Annotated in this window: 15 protein-coding genes; 5 read left to right on the top strand and 10 right to left on the bottom strand. The window is 60.3% G+C overall.

Features of this window, described 5'->3' with window-relative positions:
• Positions 1-48: 48 nt before the first annotated feature.
• Both pta and M5G20_RS15590 read left to right on the top strand, forming a co-directional pair.
• Positions 49-2,148: a phosphate acetyltransferase gene (pta, locus tag M5G20_RS15595; protein WP_273919803.1), complete on the top strand. Its 2,100-nt coding sequence runs from the start codon at positions 49-51 to the stop codon at positions 2,146-2,148.
• The gene (locus tag M5G20_RS15590; RefSeq protein ID WP_273919802.1) at positions 2,149-3,054 is read left to right on the top strand and encodes an acyltransferase; all 906 of its coding nucleotides are present in this window, start codon (positions 2,149-2,151) and stop codon (positions 3,052-3,054) included.
• Positions 3,055-3,216: 162 nt separating this feature from the next.
• Here M5G20_RS15590 and cysN read toward each other — a convergent pair whose 3' ends face one another.
• The 3 genes from cysN to M5G20_RS15575 all read right to left on the bottom strand — a co-directional run bounded on the left by cysN (position 3,217) and on the right by M5G20_RS15575 (position 6,960).
• On the bottom strand, positions 3,217-5,115 hold the full coding sequence (gene cysN / locus M5G20_RS15585) for a sulfate adenylyltransferase subunit CysN (protein WP_273919801.1): 1,899 nt from the start codon (positions 5,113-5,115) through the stop codon (positions 3,217-3,219).
• Between the two features lie 9 nt (positions 5,116-5,124).
• Complete coding sequence (gene cysD, locus M5G20_RS15580) at positions 5,125-6,042, bottom strand: sulfate adenylyltransferase subunit CysD (protein ID WP_090316153.1); 918 nt, start codon at positions 6,040-6,042, stop codon at positions 5,125-5,127.
• Between the two features lie 159 nt (positions 6,043-6,201).
• A complete protein-coding gene (locus tag M5G20_RS15575; protein WP_273919798.1) occupies positions 6,202-6,960 on the bottom strand; it encodes a Nif3-like dinuclear metal center hexameric protein in 759 nt (252 codons plus the stop codon).
• Between the two features lie 103 nt (positions 6,961-7,063).
• Here M5G20_RS15575 and algW point away from each other — a divergent pair, with 103 nt between their 5' ends.
• The 3 genes from algW (at position 7,064) to M5G20_RS15560 (ending at position 11,192) form a co-directional block, all read left to right on the top strand.
• A complete protein-coding gene (gene algW, locus M5G20_RS15570; RefSeq protein ID WP_273919797.1) occupies positions 7,064-8,224 on the top strand; it encodes a Do family serine endopeptidase AlgW in 1,161 nt (386 codons plus the stop codon).
• Between the two features lie 130 nt (positions 8,225-8,354).
• Positions 8,355-10,460, top strand: a complete 2,106-nt coding sequence (locus tag M5G20_RS15565; RefSeq protein ID WP_273919796.1) for a TonB-dependent siderophore receptor — start codon at positions 8,355-8,357, stop codon at positions 10,458-10,460.
• A 12-nt stretch (positions 10,461-10,472) separates the two neighbouring features.
• Entirely contained in the window at positions 10,473-11,192 is a 720-nt protein-coding gene (locus tag M5G20_RS15560) for a DUF4198 domain-containing protein (RefSeq protein WP_273919795.1), read from the top strand.
• A gap of 119 nt (positions 11,193-11,311) precedes the next feature.
• On the opposite strand, the gene hisC is transcribed toward M5G20_RS15560, so the two are convergent.
• The 7 genes from hisC to M5G20_RS15525 form a co-directional block, all read right to left on the bottom strand.
• Positions 11,312-12,364: a histidinol-phosphate transaminase gene (gene hisC, locus M5G20_RS15555; RefSeq protein WP_150731839.1), complete on the bottom strand. Its 1,053-nt coding sequence runs from the start codon at positions 12,362-12,364 to the stop codon at positions 11,312-11,314.
• A 2-nt stretch (positions 12,365-12,366) separates the two neighbouring features.
• Positions 12,367-13,692 carry a histidinol dehydrogenase gene (hisD, locus tag M5G20_RS15550; RefSeq protein ID WP_273919793.1) on the bottom strand — a complete coding sequence of 442 codons (1,326 nt, stop codon included), beginning with the start codon at positions 13,690-13,692 and terminating at the stop codon, positions 12,367-12,369.
• Positions 13,693-13,817: 125 nt separating this feature from the next.
• Positions 13,818-14,453 carry an ATP phosphoribosyltransferase gene (hisG, locus tag M5G20_RS15545; RefSeq protein WP_273919792.1) on the bottom strand — a complete coding sequence of 212 codons (636 nt, stop codon included), beginning with the start codon at positions 14,451-14,453 and terminating at the stop codon, positions 13,818-13,820.
• Between the two features lie 126 nt (positions 14,454-14,579).
• A complete protein-coding gene (gene murA, locus M5G20_RS15540) occupies positions 14,580-15,845 on the bottom strand; it encodes a UDP-N-acetylglucosamine 1-carboxyvinyltransferase (protein WP_150731837.1) in 1,266 nt (421 codons plus the stop codon).
• Between the two features lie 22 nt (positions 15,846-15,867).
• Positions 15,868-16,107, bottom strand: coding sequence for a BolA family protein (locus M5G20_RS15535; protein WP_007912386.1), 240 nt, complete (start codon positions 16,105-16,107; stop codon positions 15,868-15,870).
• A 114-nt stretch (positions 16,108-16,221) separates the two neighbouring features.
• Positions 16,222-16,527 (bottom strand): STAS domain-containing protein, encoded by a 306-nt coding sequence (locus M5G20_RS15530; RefSeq protein ID WP_273919791.1) that lies wholly within the window; start codon positions 16,525-16,527, stop codon positions 16,222-16,224.
• Positions 16,524-17,183, bottom strand: a complete 660-nt coding sequence (locus M5G20_RS15525) for an MlaC/ttg2D family ABC transporter substrate-binding protein (protein ID WP_273919790.1) — start codon at positions 17,181-17,183, stop codon at positions 16,524-16,526. Before M5G20_RS15525 ends, M5G20_RS15530 begins: the two co-directional genes overlap by 4 nt.
• Positions 17,184-17,193: the final 10 nt, after the last annotated feature.

Below are 17,193 nucleotides of genomic sequence, written 5' to 3'. Positions count from 1 at the left end.
GGCCAGTCATAGGCCCTCACCATTGCCATGCTCCTTCAGAGAATCCGCATGCAAACTTTTTTTATCGCGCCCACCGATTTTGGTGTGGGTCTGACCTCCATCAGCCTCGGGCTGGTGCGCACCCTTGAGCGCGCCGGCCTCAAGGTCGGCTTCTTCAAACCGATCGCCCAGCCGCATCCGGGTGACACGGGACCCGAGCGTTCCACCGAGCTGGTGGCCCGCACTCACGGTTTGAAGCCGCCTCAACCTTTGGGCCTGGCCCACGTCGAGCGCATGCTCGGCGACGGTCAGCTCGATGAGCTGCTCGAAGAAATCATCACCCTTTATCAGCAGGCCGCCATCGGCAAAGACGTGCTGATCGTCGAAGGCATGGTCCCGACCCGCAGCGCCAGTTACGCCGCGCGGGTCAACCTGCACCTGGCCAAGAGTCTGGACGCCGAGGTGATCCTGGTCTCGGCACCGGAAAACGAAGTGCTGACCGAACTCTCCGGTCGCGTGGAATTGCAGGCGCAATTGTTCGGTGGCCCGAAGGACCCGAAAGTCCTTGGCGTGATCCTCAACAAGGTCCAAACCGACGAGAGCATGGAGGCATTCTCCACGCGTCTGAAAGAGCATTCGCCGTTGTTGCGTAGCGGTGATTTCCGCCTGTTGGGTTGCATCCCGTTTCAACCGGAACTGAACGCGCCGCGCACCCGTGACGTGGCCGATCTGATGGGCGCCCAGGTGCTTAACGCCGGTGACTACGAAACCCGGCGCATGACCAAAATCATCATCTGCGCCCGCACCATGCGCAACACCGTGGAGCTGCTCAAGCCCGGCGTGCTGGTGGTGACTCCGGGTGATCGCGACGACATCATCCTCGCCGTCAGCCTCGCGGCCATGAACGGCGTGCCGTTGGCCGGCCTGCTGCTGACCAGCGACACCCTGCCCGACCCGCGCATCATGGATTTGTGCCGGGGCGCGTTGCAGGCGGGCTTGCCGGTGTTGTCGGTGAGTACCGGTTCCTACGACACCGCCAACCAGTTGAACGGGCTGAACAAGGAAATCCCGATCGACGACCGCGAGCGCGCCGAAATCATCACCGATTTCGTTGCCAGCCATCTGGATGCCAAATGGCTGCACCAGCGCTGCGGCACGCCCCGGGAAATGCGCTTGTCGCCGGCAGTGTTCCGTTATCAGCTGATCCAGCGTGCGCAGAGCGCTAACAAGCGCATCGTGTTGCCCGAAGGCAGCGAGCCATTGACCGTGCAAGCGGCCGCGATCTGCCAGGCCCGAGGCATCGCCCGTTGCGTGTTGCTGGCCAAGCCCGAAGACGTGCAGGCCGTCGCCCGCGCCCAGGGAATCGAGCTGCCACCGGGGCTGGAAATTCTTGATCCGGACCTGATCCGCGAGCGCTACGTCGAACCGATGGTTTCGCTGCGCAAGAGCAAAAGCCTCAACGCGCCGATGGCCGAGCAGCAACTGGAAGACACGGTGGTGATCGGCACCATGATGCTGGCACTGGATGAAGTCGATGGCCTGGTCTCGGGTGTCATTCACTCCACCGCCAACACCATCCGCCCGGCCCTGCAATTGATCAAGACGGCACCGGGCTGCACCCTGGTGTCGTCGGTGTTCTTCATGCTGTTTCCGGAGGAAGTGCTGGTCTACGGCGACTGCGTGATGAACCCGCACCCAAGCGCCAGCGAACTGGCCGAGATCGCCCTGCAAAGTGCGGATTCGGCAGCAGCGTTCGGCATCACGCCACGCGTGGCGATGATCAGTTATTCCAGCGGTGAATCAGCCAGCGGCGAAGAGGTCGAGAAAGTCCGCGAAGCCACCCTGCTCGCCCATGAACAGCAAAACTCGCTGCTGATCGACGGCCCGTTGCAATACGACGCCGCCGCCAACGAAACCGTGGCCCGGCAACTGGCGCCGAACAGTCAGGTGGCCGGTCGCGCCACGGTGTTCGTGTTCCCCGACCTGAACACCGGCAACACCACCCACAAAGCCGTGCAGCGCAGCGCCGACTGCGTCAGCCTGGGGCCGATGCTGCAAGGTCTGCGCAAACCGGTGAACGACCTGCCCCGGGGTGCGCAAGTCGATGACATCGTCTACACCATCGCGTTGACCGCGATCCAGGCAGCCAACCGACCTATGGATGTTTAAATGCTGGATTTCCTACCTGCTCCGTTGCGGGGCGTGATCGCCTCGCTGCTGTTGGCACTGAACACGATTTTGCTCTGCTCGTTTCTGTTCTGTGTGGCGCTTGTCAAAGCCTTGCCGTTTGCCCTCACTCAACGTCTTGCCGGCTGGTTGATGAGCCACACCCACGAAGCCTGGATCAGCCTCAACAAAGGCTGGATGAACCTCGTACGCCGCACTCGCTGGCACATCAGCGGCCTGCAGGGCCTCGACTATCAGCACTCGTACCTGATCACCAGCAACCACCAAAGCTGGGTCGACATTCTGGTGCTGCAATATGTGCTCAACCGGCGCATCCAGCCGCTGAAGTTTTTCCTCAAACAGGAACTGATCTGGGTGCCGGTGATTGGTCTGGCGTGGTGGGCACTGGGCTTTCCATTCATGAAACGCTATTCCAAGGCTTATCTGGAAAAGCACCCGGAAAAGAAAGGCAAAGACCTGGAAACCACCCGCAAGACCTGCGCGAAGTTTCGCAATAATCCGGTGGGGATTTTCAATTTCGTTGAAGGCACGCGATTCACCGACGGCAAGCACGCCCAGCAGAAATCACCGTTCCGCTACCTGCTCAAACCCAAGGCCGGCGGCATTGCCTTTGTGCTGGATGCCATGGGTGAGCAACTGGAATCCATCGTCAACGTGACCATTCACTACCCTGCCGGGCGTCCCGGCTTTTGGGACTTGCTGTGCGGGAACGTTGCGGATGTGGTGGTGCATTTTGAGGAATTGAAGATTCCGCCCCAGTTCATCGGCAAGAACTACGACCAGGACGGCGAGTATCGCTTGCAGTTCCAGGGCTGGATCAATCAGATGTGGCAGGACAAGGATGCATTGCTGGAGCAGATGCATCGCGAGTATCCCGCAAAGTTTTGAGGTGTCTGTACCGGCCTCATCGCTGGCAAGCCAGCTCCCACAGTGATAGTCGGCGTTGACACAATCCTGTAGGAGCTGGCTTGCTGGCGATTGCCATTTCAAAGACACAAAAAAACCCGCCGATGATCACTCATCGGCGGGTTTTTTATTTCAGGCTAAGGCTTAGATCGCGCCACGCTTGCGCAGCAGATCCAGCACTTGCTTGACGCCTTCTTCCAGCGACACAGCCTGGGTGTCGATCACCAGATCGGCATCCAGCGGCACGTCGTACGGGAAGGATTCGCCCGGGATGTTATCCCCGGCCGCCGCGTACAGACCTTGCGGGTCACGCTCGGCGCAGACAGTCGGCGAGGCCTGGACGTAGACCGTCAGCAGACGCTCCTTGCCAATCAGGTCCTTGGCCTGTTCACGACCTTCAGCACTCGGCGCAACGAACGCCGCCAGCGTCAGCAGACCCGCTTCGTTGAACTGACGCGCCACGTGCGCGGCACGACGCCAGTTCTCGGTACGTCCGGCGCGATCCTGTGGCAGACCTTTGTTCAGGTCGTGACGCAGGTTCTGGCCATCCAGTACAAACACTGCACGTCCCAGGTCGAACAACTTGCGTTCAACGGCGTAGGCCAGCGTGCTTTTGCCCGCACCTGACAAGCCACTGAACAACACGGTGGCCGGTTGCTGGCCGAAGCGCTGGGCGCGTTCTTCGGTGGCGACGTGGGCCAGTTTGCCGTGGTGGGTGCTGGTGCCATGGGCCAAAGGCTGGGCCACAATCATGCCCGCGCCAACGGTGCCGTTGGTCAAGCGGTCGATGATGATGAACGCGCCGGTGGTGCGGTTGCTTTCGTAACCGTCGAGGGCAATCGGCGCGTCGAGCGCGATCTTGACCTTGCCGATTTCGTTCAGCTGCAACGCGCTGGCCGGGCCTTCTTCAAGGGTGTTCACGTCGACCCTGTTGACGATGCTGGCGATGGAGCCCGGCACGTAACTGGTGGCGCGTTTGATGTCGTACTTCTTGCCCGGCAGCATCGGTTCTTCAGCCATCCACACCAGCATCGCTTCGAAGCTGTCGGTGACCGGCGGCACGTTGTCGGCATGCACCAACAGGTCGCCACGGGAGATATCGATCTCGTCTTCCATGGTCAGCGTCACCGCCTGACCAGGACCGGCGTGTTCCAACTCACCTTCGAAGGTGACGATGGATTTCACGCGGCTGCTCTTGCCCGACGGCAGGACCACAACCTCGTCGCCTTTCTTGACGATGCCGCTGGCCAAAGTGCCGGCGAAACCACGGAAGTTCAGGTTCGGACGGTTGACGTACTGCACCGGGAAACGCAGATCGGTGAAGTTGCGATCGCCCGCCACTTCCACGGTCTCGAGAATTTCCATCAGCGACTGGCCGGTGTACCACGGCGAGCGCTCGGACTTGTTCACCACGTTGTCGCCTTTCAGGGCAGACATCGGCACGAAGTGCATGCTCGTCGGCTTCATCTTCAAGCCTTCGGCGAACTTCAGATAGTCGGCCTTGATCGACTCGAACACGCCTTGGTCGAAGTCCTTGAGGTCCATCTTGTTGATGGCGACGACGATGTGTTTGATGCCCAGCAACGAGGCGATGAAGCTGTGGCGACGGGTCTGGGTCTGCACGCCGTAACGGGCGTCGACCAGGATGATCGCCAGGTCACAGGTGGACGCACCGGTGGCCATGTTGCGGGTGTACTGCTCATGGCCGGGAGTGTCGGCGATGATGAACTTGCGCTTGGCGGTGGAGAAATAGCGGTAAGCGACATCGATGGTGATGCCTTGCTCACGCTCGGCCTGCAGGCCGTCGACCAGCAATGCCAGGTCGATGTCTTCGCCAGTGGTGCCGACTTTTTTCGAGTCGCGGGTAATGGCTTCCAGGTGATCTTCGTAGATCATCTTGGAGTCGTGCAGCAAGCGCCCGATCAAGGTGCTCTTGCCGTCGTCGACGTTACCGCAGGTCAGAAAGCGCAGCAGTTCTTTACGCTCGTGCTGGCCCAGGTAGGCGAGGATGTCCTCGCTGATCAAATCAGATTGATGCGACATGACAGCCCCTTAGAAATAACCTTGACGTTTTTTGTCTTCCATCGAGCCGGCGCCATCGTGGTCGATGACACGGCCCTGGCGCTCGGAAGTTCGCGTCAGGAGCATTTCCTGAATGATGTCCGTGAGGCTTTCGGCCTCGGACTCCACCGCGCCCGTCAACGGGTAGCAGCCAAGGGTACGGAAACGCACTTTCTTTTTGACGATGCGCGCTTTGTCTTCATCGCTCAGGTGTTCGAGGATGCGCTCGTCGTCGATCATGATCAGCGTGCCGTTCTTCTCGATGACTTCACGCTCGGCGGCGAAGTACAGCGGGACGATCGGGATGCCTTCAAGGTAGATGTATTGCCAGATGTCCAGCTCGGTCCAGTTCGACAACGGGAACACACGAATGGATTCGCCCTTGTTGACCTTGCCGTTGTAGACGTTCCACAGCTCTGGACGCTGGTTTTTCGGGTCCCAGCGGTGCTTGCTGTCGCGGAACGAGTACACACGCTCTTTGGCGCGGGATTTCTCTTCATCGCGACGGGCACCACCGAAGGCAGCGTCGAAACCATATTTGTCGAGTGCCTGTTTCAGGCCTTCGGTCTTCATGATGTCGGTGTGCTTGGCACTGCCGTGGGTGAACGGGTTGATGCCCTGCGCCACACCGTCCGGGTTGACGTGGGTGATCAGGTCCAGGCCCAGTTCCGCGACCATCTTGTCGCGGAAGGCGTACATCTCCTGGAATTTCCAGCGAGTGTCGACGTGCATGACCGGAAACGGCAGCTTGCCGGGGAAAAATGCCTTGCGTGCCAGGTGCAGCATCACGGCGGAGTCTTTACCGATGGAGTACAGCATCACCGGGTTATCGAACTCGGCGGCCACCTCGCGGATGATGTGGATGCTTTCCGCCTCCAGCTGTTTCAGATGCGTCAGTTTGTCGACCATGGCTACTCACGAAATCTTTCTTATGAACGGCCAGCGGGCCGTGTTCGAGCGGGGAATCCTAGCACAGCGACCTCTTCTAATCAGGACGCCAACTAGATCGAAAGGGCATATGAATATGCCTGCCTGTTTGGGTCTAGCCGGCTCCTGGAGGGACCAGCGTCAAATGGGGTTTGGGCAATCGATGAAAATGTGCTCGAGGGCAAAACGCCGGGCGAGATAGTCACCGAGCGCCTGAACGCCATAGCGCTCGGTAGCATGGTGACCGGCGGCGATGAAGCTGATGTCATTTTCCCGAGCGCTGTGGAACGTCTGCTCCGACGCTTCGCCGCTGATGTACAGATCGACACCCGCCAGCACGGCCTGATCGATATAGCCCTGACCGCCACCGGTGCACCAGCCGACCCGGCGAATCATCGCGCTGCCTTCAATCAGCAGAGGCTCGCGGCCCATGACTTCCTGCACACGGCGAGCGAAGTCGCGAGGGGTCACCGGCTCGTTCAATGAGCCGACCAGCCCGACAATCTTCAGGTTGTCCGGGTCCAGCGGGCCTTCGACGGTGATGTCGAGCTGACGCGCCAGCTGCACGTTATTGCCGACGTCCGGGTGCAGGTCCAGCGGCAGGTGATACGACAGCAGGCTGATGTCGTGCTTGAGCAAGGTCTTCAAGCGGCGCTGCTTCATGCCGGTGATGCACGGGTTTTCACCCTTCCAGAAGTAACCGTGGTGCACCAGCACCAGATCGGCGTTGGCTTGCACGGCGGCATCGAGCAAAGCCTGACTGGCGGTGACGCCACTGACGATACGCATCACTTGCGGCCGCCCTTCGACCTGCAAGCCGTTGGGGCAGTAATCGGCAATTTTCGAACTGCCGAGGTAACGGTCGGCTTCTTCGACCAGGGTGCTCAGGGCGACGGCCATAAAAGACTCCTAAATATCCCGTTCAGAGGCACGCGCGGCCTCGTATAATGCGCGTCATTATGAGCGGTATCATTCCGCCTGCAACTCTCTCAGGACGTGCTTAATGCTCAAGGCGCTGCGTTTTTCCGGCTGGCCGCTGTTGGCCGGCGTGCTTGTCGCACTGTTAATCATCCAGCGTTACCCGCAGTGGGTCGGGCTTCCGAGCCTCGACGTCAACCTGCAGCAGGCGCCGCAAACCACCACCATGCAGCAAGGCCCGGTGTCCTATTCCGAAGCGGTGACCACCGCCGCGCCGTCCGTGGTGAACCTGTACACCACCAAAGTCATCAGCAAACCCAGCCATCCGCTGTTTGAGGATCCGCAATTTCGCCGCTTCTTCGGCGACAACTCGCCCAAGCAGAAACGCATGGAGTCGAGCCTCGGTTCCGGTGTGATCATGAGCCCGGAAGGTTACATCCTGACCAACAACCACGTGACCAGCGGTGCTGACCAAATCGTGGTAGCGCTCAAGGACGGGCGTGAAACCCTCGCCCGCGTCATCGGCAGCGACCCGGAAACCGACCTCGCGGTCCTGAAGATCGATTTGAAGAACCTGCCTTCGATCACCGTCGGCCGTTCCGACAACATCCGCATCGGCGACGTCGCGCTGGCCATCGGTAACCCGTTCGGCGTCGGCCAGACCGTGACCATGGGCATCATCAGCGCCACCGGGCGCAATCAGCTGGGCCTGAACAACTACGAAGACTTCATCCAGACCGACGCCGCGATCAACCCCGGCAACTCCGGCGGTGCGCTGGTGGACGCCAACGGCAACCTGACGGGCATCAACACCGCGATCTTCTCCAAATCCGGCGGCTCCCAGGGCATCGGGTTTGCGATCCCGGTAAAACTGGCGATGGAAGTGATGAAATCGATCATCGAGCACGGCCAGGTCATTCGTGGCTGGCTGGGGATCGAAGTACAACCGTTGACCCAGGAGCTGGCGGAATCGTTCGGTCTGTCGGGGCGTCCGGGCATTGTCGTGGCCGGGATTTTCCGTGACGGTCCGGCGCAGAAGGCCGGGCTGCAATTGGGCGACGTGATTCTTGCCATCGATGGCGAGCCGGCAGGCGATGGCCGCCGTTCGATGAACCAGGTTGCGCGGATCAAACCGACTGACAAGGTCACGATTCAGGTCATGCGCAACGGCAAGGAGATCAAGCTAACGGCGGAAATCGGTTTGCGTCCACCGCCAGCCCCGGTCAAGGAAAAAGAAGCGAACTAGCTGCAGGAGCTGCCGCCGGCTGCAATCTTTTGCGGCATAGGCAGCCCCCGCAAAGCCAACGTCGTTAACAGAAGACATTCTCATTAGGCATGTTATATTGTTTCAATTCTAGCAATTGGAACAACATAACATGTCGTCTCGAATAAAGGCCTCCGTGGCAAGTCTTGCCCTCGGGTTGTTGGGAGAACCGGCTTTCGCCGAGGAATCCCAAGCGTTGGAACTGGACGCCATCAGCGTCACTTCCGACTACGAGTCCCCCACCGGACCTGTCGCTGGTTACCGCGCCACCCGCTCCGCCAGCGCGACCAAAACCGACACCGCCATCCGCGACATCCCGCAGTCGATCAGCGTAGTCCCCGTCAGCGTGCTCAACGATCTGGGCAGCAACAGCGTTGAACGCGCGCTGGACTTTGCCGGCGGTGTTTCGAAGCAGAACAGCTTCGGTGGCCTGACGCTGTACGAATACAGCGTGCGCGGCTTCACCACGTCGGAATTCTACAAGGACGGTTTCAGCGCCAACCGTGGCTACCCGAGCACCCCGGACGTGGCGAACATCGAGCGCATCGAAGTACTCAAAGGCCCCGCCGCCAGCCTGTACGGCCGAGGTGATCCGGGGGGCACGGTGAATATCGTCACCAAGAAACCTCAGCCGGAAGCCTTCGCGACCCTGAACACCAGCGCGGGCAGTTGGGATAGTTATCGCACCGCGCTGGACGTCAACACGCCACTGGATGACCAAGGCAACGTGCTGTCGCGGGTCAACCTGGCCGTCGAGGACAACCACAGCTTCCGCGATCACGTCGACAGCCAGCGTGTGTTTGTCGCGCCCTCTTTCAGCTGGCAACTCAATCCGGACACCAGCCTGTTGGTGGAAAGCGAATTCGTTCGCCACAGCTCGACGTTCGATCGCGGCATTGTCGCCCCCAACAACACCTGGAGCGGCGTCTCCCGTTCGACCTTCCTCGGCGAACCCGACGATGGTGACATCGACAACCACAACAACATGCTGCAGGCCGCCCTTGAACATCAGCTCAGCGACAGCTGGAAGTTGCGTCTGGCAAGCCATTACAAGGAAGGCAAACTCTGGGGCTTCGCGTCAGAATCGCGCCCACTGAATGCCGACGGCCATACCGTCAATCGCCGCTATCGCGAGCGTGACAACAATTGGCACGACAGCATTACCCAACTCGAACTGCGCGGTTTTTTCGACACCGGCCGTTTGCAGCACGAACTGTTGATCGGCAGCGAATACGAGAACTACCGCAAAAACGAACGGGTAACGACCATTGCCGGCAGCCCCTACGCCATCGACATCTACCAACCGGTCTACGGCCAGCCAAAACCCAACGGCGCACGCTCTGGCACGGACTTCTTCGAACACGTCGAAAGCCATGCACTGAACCTGCAGGACCAGATCATCTTCACCGACAAGCTGCGGGGCATGCTCGGTGTGCGCTTCGAACATTTCGAGCAAAGCATCGACGATCACACCCGTGGCGCCACCAGCACTCAGAGTCACGACGCGCTGACCCAACGGGCCGGTTTGCTTTATCAGCTGACCCCTGAAGTCGGCCTGTTCGCCAACGCTTCGACCTCGTTCAAGCCGAACAATGGCCTGGACGCGGCCGGTAAATCCTTCGACCCGGAAGAAGGCGTTGGCTACGAAATCGGGATCAAGAGCGAGCTGTTCGACGACCGTCTGAGCAGTACCCTCGCCGCATTCCATATCGAGAAAGAAAACGTCCTCGCCCTCGACCCGGGTACCGACACCAGCCGGGCCATGGGCAAGGCACGCAGCCAGGGTTTCGATCTGCAAGTCACCGGGCAAGTCACCGACGCTGTGCGGGTGATCGGCGCTTTCGCCTACATCGACGCTGAGGTCACTGAGGGCGACAAGGTCATTCCCGCCGGCAGCCGCATTCTCGGCGTGGCTAAACGCAGCGGCAGCCTGTTGGGTGTTTATGAGTTCCAGGACGGTCGACTGCGTGGTTCGGACCTTGGCGCCGCGTTCACTTATGTCGGCGATCGCTCGGGCGAAGCCGGCAGCGACTTTGAATTACCGGCCTATCACACCGTCGACCTGCTGGCCCATTACAAGGCCAGCGAGAACATCACGGTGGGCCTGAACCTGAACAACATTTTCGACGAGAAATACTTCGAGCGCTCCTACAGCAACTACTGGGTCAACCCCGGCGAGCCGCGCAATTTCACTGTCAGCCTGACACTCACTCTGTAAAAGGACACCCCCATGCACCCACTCAAACCCTTGGCACTGCTCGGCTTGCTGTTTGCCACTGAGGTCTCGGCCCACGGCCTGTGGACCGAACAACGTCGCGGCAACATCGAGGTCATTTACGGGCATGGCGCCGAAGACAATGCCTTCAAGGCGCAAAAAATCAGCGGCGCCTGGGCTTATGACATCAGCGCAAAAATGATCCCGGTGACCGTGCAGCGCCTGCCCGACCACGCGCGCCTGCAACCGCTCAAACCACCCGCCGTGATGGCGGTGGCGCTGGACAATGGCATGTGGTCGCAGACTGCCGACAAGAAGTGGATCAACGAAGGTCGCAGCAAAGTGCCGGGAGCGATCGAGGCGACCCAGACGTTCAAGTACAGCCTGGCGATTTATCAGCCCGGGGCAAAGTTGCCCAAGCTGGACCAGATAAAGTTGCTGATTCTGCCGGAGGTCGATCCGCTGACCGTAGGGCCGGGCAAGTCGCTGCCTGTCCAGGTGTTACTGGATGGCAAACCCGCTGCGGGCGTGAAGCTGGTCGGGGACTATCGGAACGCACCGAATACCCTGAGCACCGAAACCGATGCAAACGGTCGGGCGCAAGTGCTGGTTCGCAACGAAGGCTTGAACGTGATTTCGGCGCAGGTGGAAGTGCCGGTGAAGGACAGCGTTGATGTGAACAGTCGCGGCTTGTTCAGCTCGCTGACGTTCCTGGGCGAGCCGCATCACGAGTAAGCCAAACCACTAACAATGTGGGAGCGAGCCTGCTCGCGATGAGATCTAACATTCAACTTTGATGTTGAATGTTAGACCACCATCGCCGGCAAGCCGGCGCCTACAGGGTCAGCGGTGGTTCAGAGATCGCCGAGGCCGTCGATCAGCGCCTGGTTCTGCTCTGGCGTGCCGATGCTGATCCGCAAGAACTGCGCAATTCGCTCCTGCTTGAAGTGCCGCACGATCACGCCTTGCTCACGCAATTTCGCCGCCAGCCCTGCCGCATCGTGCCGAGGGTGGCGGGCAAAAATGAAGTTAGCCGCCGATGGCAGCACTTCAAAGCCCTTCTCCTCCAACTGCGCAACGACCTTCTCGCGATTCTCGATCACCAAACGGCAAGTCTTGTCGAAATACTCACGGTCCTCGAATGCTGCCGCCGCGCCGACATTCGCCATGCGATCCAGCGGATAGGAGTTGAAGCTGTTCTTGATCCGCTCCAGCGCCTCGATCAGGTCCGGATGGCCGACCGCCAGGCCCACTCGCAGCCCGGCCAGGGAACGGGACTTGGACAAGGTCTGGGTCACCAGCAGGTTGGGATAACGGTCCACCAGTGCAATCGCGGTTTCGCCGCCGAAGTCGATGTACGCCTCGTCGACCACCACCACTGAATCCGGGCTCGCCTTGAGAATCTGCTCGACCGCTTCCAGTGCCAGCAGGCAACCTGTCGGCGCGTTCGGGTTAGGGAAGATGATCCCGCCGTTCGGCTTGGCGTAGTCCGCCGGGTTGATCTGGAACTGCTCGTCCAGCGGCACCGCGTCGAACTTGATGCCGTACAACCCGCAGTAGACCGGGTAGAAGCTGTAGCTGATGTCAGGGAACAGCAGCGGCTGATCGTGCTGCAGCAAACCGTGGAAGATGTGCGCCAGCACTTCATCGGAACCGTTGCCGAGGAACACCTGGTTGCTCGGCACGCCGTAGTACTTGGCGACGGCGTTCTTCAGCAGATCGCTGTTCGGGTCCGGGTACAGGCGCAGGTTGTCGTTCAGCTCGGCCTGCATCGCCGCCAGGGCTTTTGGCGATGGACCGTACGGGTTTTCGTTGGTGTTGAGCTTCACCAGTTTCGCCAGTTTTGGCTGTTCGCCCGGCACGTAAGGCACCAGATTCTTGACGAACGGGCTCCAGAATTTACTCATGTTCAGTTCCCCTTTTGTTCGTCAACGATGCGGTATTCAGCACTACGGGCGTGGGCGGTCAGCGACTCGCCACGGGCCAGCACGGAAGCGGTCTTGCCCAGCACGGACGCACCCTGCTCGGAGCAGAAGATGATCGACGAGCGTTTCTGGAAGTCATACACACCCAGCGGCGACGAGAAGCGCGCAGTACCGGAAGTCGGTAATACGTGGTTCGGCCCGGCGCAGTAATCGCCCAGCGCTTCGGATGTATGACGGCCCATGAAGATCGCACCGGCATGGCGGATCTGCGGCAGCCAGGCTTGTGGATCAGCAACCGACAATTCCAGGTGCTCCGGCGCGATGCGGTTGGCGACTTCGATGGCTTGCTCCATGTCGCGCACCTTGATCAGCGCACCACGGCCATTGATCGAGGTTTCGATGATCGCGGCGCGCTCCATGGTTGGCATCAGCTTGCTAATGCTGGCAGCGACCTTGTCGAGGAATTCGGCGTCCGGGCTGACCAGAATCGCCTGGGCGTCTTCATCGTGCTCGGCCTGGGAGAACAGGTCCATGGCGATCCAGTCCGGATCGGTCTGGCCGTCGCACACCACGAGAATTTCCGACGGACCGGCGATCATGTCGATACCGACCTGGCCAAATACGTGACGCTTTGCAGTCGCGACATAGATGTTGCCCGGGCCGACCACTTTATCGACCTTCGGCACGCTTTCGGTGCCGTAGGCCAACGCCGCCACGGCCTGAGCACCGCCGATGGTGAACACACGGTCCACGCCGGCGATGCAGGCAGCGGCCAGCACCAGCTCGTTGATTTCACCGCGCGGGGTTGGCACCACCATGACCACTTCGGTCACGCCAGCCACCTTGGCCGGAATGGCGTTCATCAGTACCGACGACGGGTACGACGCCTTGCCGCCCGGTACATACAGGCCGGCGCGATCCAGTGGCGTGACTTTCTGGCCCAGCACCGTGCCGTCGGCCTCGGTGTAGCTCCAGGAATCCTGCTTCTGCTTTTCGTGGTAGCTGCGCACACGGGCGGCGGCGATTTCCAGCGCTTCGCGCTGGGCCACGGAGATGCGGGTCAACGCCAGCTCCAGACGCTCACGCGGCAGGATCAGGTCGGCCATCGACTTGACGTCCAGACCATCGAACTGGCGGGTGAAGTCCACCAGCGCCGCGTCGCCACGCTCACGCACAGCCTTGATGATGTCCAGCACCCGCTGATTGACCGAGTCGTCAGACACACTTTCCCAGCTCAACAGATGATCCAGATGATGCGCGAAATCCGGGTCAGCAGCGTTGAGTCGGCGAATTGCAGTCGGTGCGGTCATAGCGAGAGCCTCATAGGAATGGCAAAAAACTCAGGCGCCCGAAGCTAACATTCGATCCGCTTGGGCACCTGAGAATTCTGGCTATGAGGCGGATAGACGGCGCGCCTTACGGTCGCGCAGGTGAATCAGCCGCGGTGTCGAGACTCCACTGCCTTGCGCAGGGTGTCGATCAACGCCTGGATACGGGCGTGCTGCATTTTCATCGAAGCTTTGTTGACGATCAGCCGGGAGCTGATGGCAGCAATGAAATCCTGTGGCTCCAGGCCGTTGGCCCGCAGCGTGTTACCGGTGTCGACCACGTCGATGATCTTGTCGGCCAGGCCGATCAGCGGTGCCAGTTCCATCGAGCCGTAGAGCTTGATGATGTCGACCTGGCGGCCCTGTTCGGCGTAGTAACGCTTGGCGACGTTGACGAACTTGGTGGCGATGCGCAGGCGGCCCTTGGGCTCGACCGCGCCGACCTTGCCGGCCGTCATCAGCTTGCATTGGGCGATTTGCAGGTCCAGCGGCTCGTACAAGCCCTGGCCACTGTATTCCATCAGCACGTCTTTACCGGCGACACCGAGGTCGGCGGCACCGTGCTCGACATACGTCGGCACGTCGGTGGCACGCACGATCAGCAGGCGTACATCTTCCTGGGTCGTGGGAATGATCAGCTTGCGGCTCTTGTCCGGATTCTCGGTCGGCACGATGCCCGCTTCAGCCAGAAGCGGCAGGGTGTCGTCAAGGATGCGGCCCTTGGACAGTGCGATGGTCAACATGGGAAACGTCAGTCCTTATCAAGGTACTCATGTCAGGTCGCAAACGGCGCCGGACACACATCGAGCCGGAAACCGGCTCGACTTCAACAATTCAACGGGCACGTCCCTGTGCCCCTGCAGCAGCCACTAGCCCGGAACGCGACGGATCTTGGCGCCCAGCATCTGCAGCTTCTCTTCGATGCACTCGTAACCACGGTCGATGTGGTAGATGCGGTCGATCAGGGTATCGCCTTCGGCGATCAGCGCCGAGATCACCAGGCTGGCCGAAGCACGCAGGTCGGTAGCCATGACTGGCGCGCCCTTGAGCTTTTCGGTGCCGGTGACGATGGCGGTGTTGCCTTCGACCTGGATCTTGGCGCCCATGCGATGCAGTTCGTAAACGTGCATGAAGCGGTTTTCGAAGATCGTCTCGATCACGGCACCGGTGCCTTCGGCAATGGCGTTGAGGGAGATGAACTGCGCCTGCATGTCGGTCGGGAACGCCGGGTACGGAGCGGTCCGCACGTTGACGGCTTTCGGCCGCTTGCCGTGCATGTTCAGCTCGATCCAGTCTTCACCGGTGGTGATTTCCGCGCCCGCTTCCCGAAGTTTTTCCAGGACGGCTTCGAGGATGGTCGGATCAGTGTCCTTGACCTTCACACGACCGCCGGTCACGGCAGCAGCCACCAGGTAGGTGCCGGTTTCGATACGGTCCGGCATCACCTTGTAAGTGGTGGTGTGCAGACGCTCGACGCCATCGATGGTGATGGTGTCGGTACCGGCGCCGGAAACCTTGGCACCCATGGCGTTCAGGAAGTTCGCCAGGTCGACGACTTCAGGCTCGCGCGCGGCGTTGGCCAGGACGCTGCGGCCCTTGGCCAAAGCAGCGGCCATCATGATGTTTTCGGTACCGGTCACGCTGACGGTGTCGAAGAAGAAGTGCGCACCGCGCAGGCCGCCTTCAGGCGCCTTGGCCTTGATGTAGCCGCCTTCGACGTCGATGACCGCGCCCATGGCTTCCAGGCCACGGATGTGCAGGTCAACCGGACGCGAGCCGATGGCGCAACCGCCAGGCAGGGCGACTTCGGCTTCGCCGAAACGGGCAACCATCGGACCCAGTACCAGGATCGACGCACGCATGGTCTTGACCAGTTCGTACGGAGCGATCAGGGTCTTGATGGTGCGCGGGTCGATTTCAACGGCCAGCTTCTCGTCGATCACCGGTTCGATGCCCATGCGACCGAACAGCTCGATCATGGTGGTGATGTCGTGCAGGTGCGGCAGGTTGGCAACGGTTACCGGGCCATCGCACAGCAGCGTGGCTGCCAGGATCGGCAAGGCAGAGTTCTTCGCCCCGGAGATGCGGATTTCGCCGTCAAGACGAGCACCGCCAGTAATAATCAATTTATCCATAAGAATCTCGACGCCCTTGGGCTCAGGTGCGCTCGGCCCAGGCCGCGCTGCTGAAAAATTTCATAGTGACCGCATGGATGCTGCCATCGGTGATCCATGGGTTCAAATGGGCATAGATCTGCTGCTGACGCTTCACCGGGCTCAACGCCGCCAGTTCATCGCTAATCACGTTCAGCTGGAAATTGCAGCCTTCGCCCTCAACTTCTACCAGCGTTCCGGGCAGCTTTCCTTCAAGGAAGCTCTTCACTTCTACGGCCTGCATGCTCAACCTCAATCGGCGCCCTGTGCGCGCGGGTCGGACATCATACAAAAAAGCCCCGCGCCTGCGAACCCCGCGGAGCAGGACTCTGACGGGGGGCTTCTTTATAGATGCGGGTTATGGATGCGCCAACAGCTCGGTCAGCTCACTGACTTGAGCGATTTCACGCATGTCTTCTGGCATTGCGCGGATGCTCAGCGCCTTGCCGGCGGCCTGTGCGTCACGCATGAAGCACAGCAGCAACGACAAACCGACGCTGCTGGACTTTTCAACCGCCGAACAATCGACCACCACTGACGTCGCCTTGCTGGCTTTGATCAGCGCCTGCCCCTGCTTGCGCAGGCCAGGGCCGGTGCGGTAGTCCAGCACGCCGCTGAGCCGCAACTCGCCGGCTTCGTCCATCCGGACTGCCGTCTCACTCATTGAGTTTGCTTCTCGGAGGACTGATTGGCGGTATCCTTGGCCTTGGCGACTTCCCCGGCCCAACCATTGATGGTCTTGTCCAGATCGTTGCCATTGCGCTGCATTGCATCCGCGAACTGATCGCGGAACAGCTTGCCAATGTTGATGCCGTTGATGATGACGTTACGTAGTTTCCACTCACCATTGATCTTTTCAAGCGTGTAGGACACAGGATAGATCGCGCCACTGTTGCCCTTGACGGTCATGCCGACGCTGGTGCGATCGCCCGACTCGTCCTTGGCCGGCTCAACGGTAATGCCCTGGTTGTTGTATTCGAGCAAGGCGTTGCCATAGAACTGGAACAGCCCCTTCTTGAAGTTTTCTTCAAAGGTTTTCATCTGCGCGGGGCTGGCTTTGCGCGAGTACTTGACCGTCATGATGCTCTTGGAGATGCCCTCGGCATCAACAACCGGCCCGACGATGTTATTCAGCGCGGCGTAGAAGTCGGCCGGGTCTTGTTTGTACTTCTCTTTATTGGCTGCCAGATCGGCCAGCATCCGGTTGGTGGTGTCCTGTACCAGTTCGTGCGCGGAAGAAGCAGGCGCCGCCACGGCGTTAGCCATCAACGGCAGTGCCGTGAGTAATACCAACAAGCCACGTCGCAAGGTAGAGATCATTCAAAAAATC

Source organism: Pseudomonas sp. TNT2022 ID1044, from assembly GCF_028656895.1.
GTDB classification, from domain to species: Bacteria; Pseudomonadota; Gammaproteobacteria; order Pseudomonadales; family Pseudomonadaceae; genus Aquipseudomonas; species Aquipseudomonas reinekei.
This window is presented reverse-complemented; position numbering and strand designations above follow the sequence as displayed.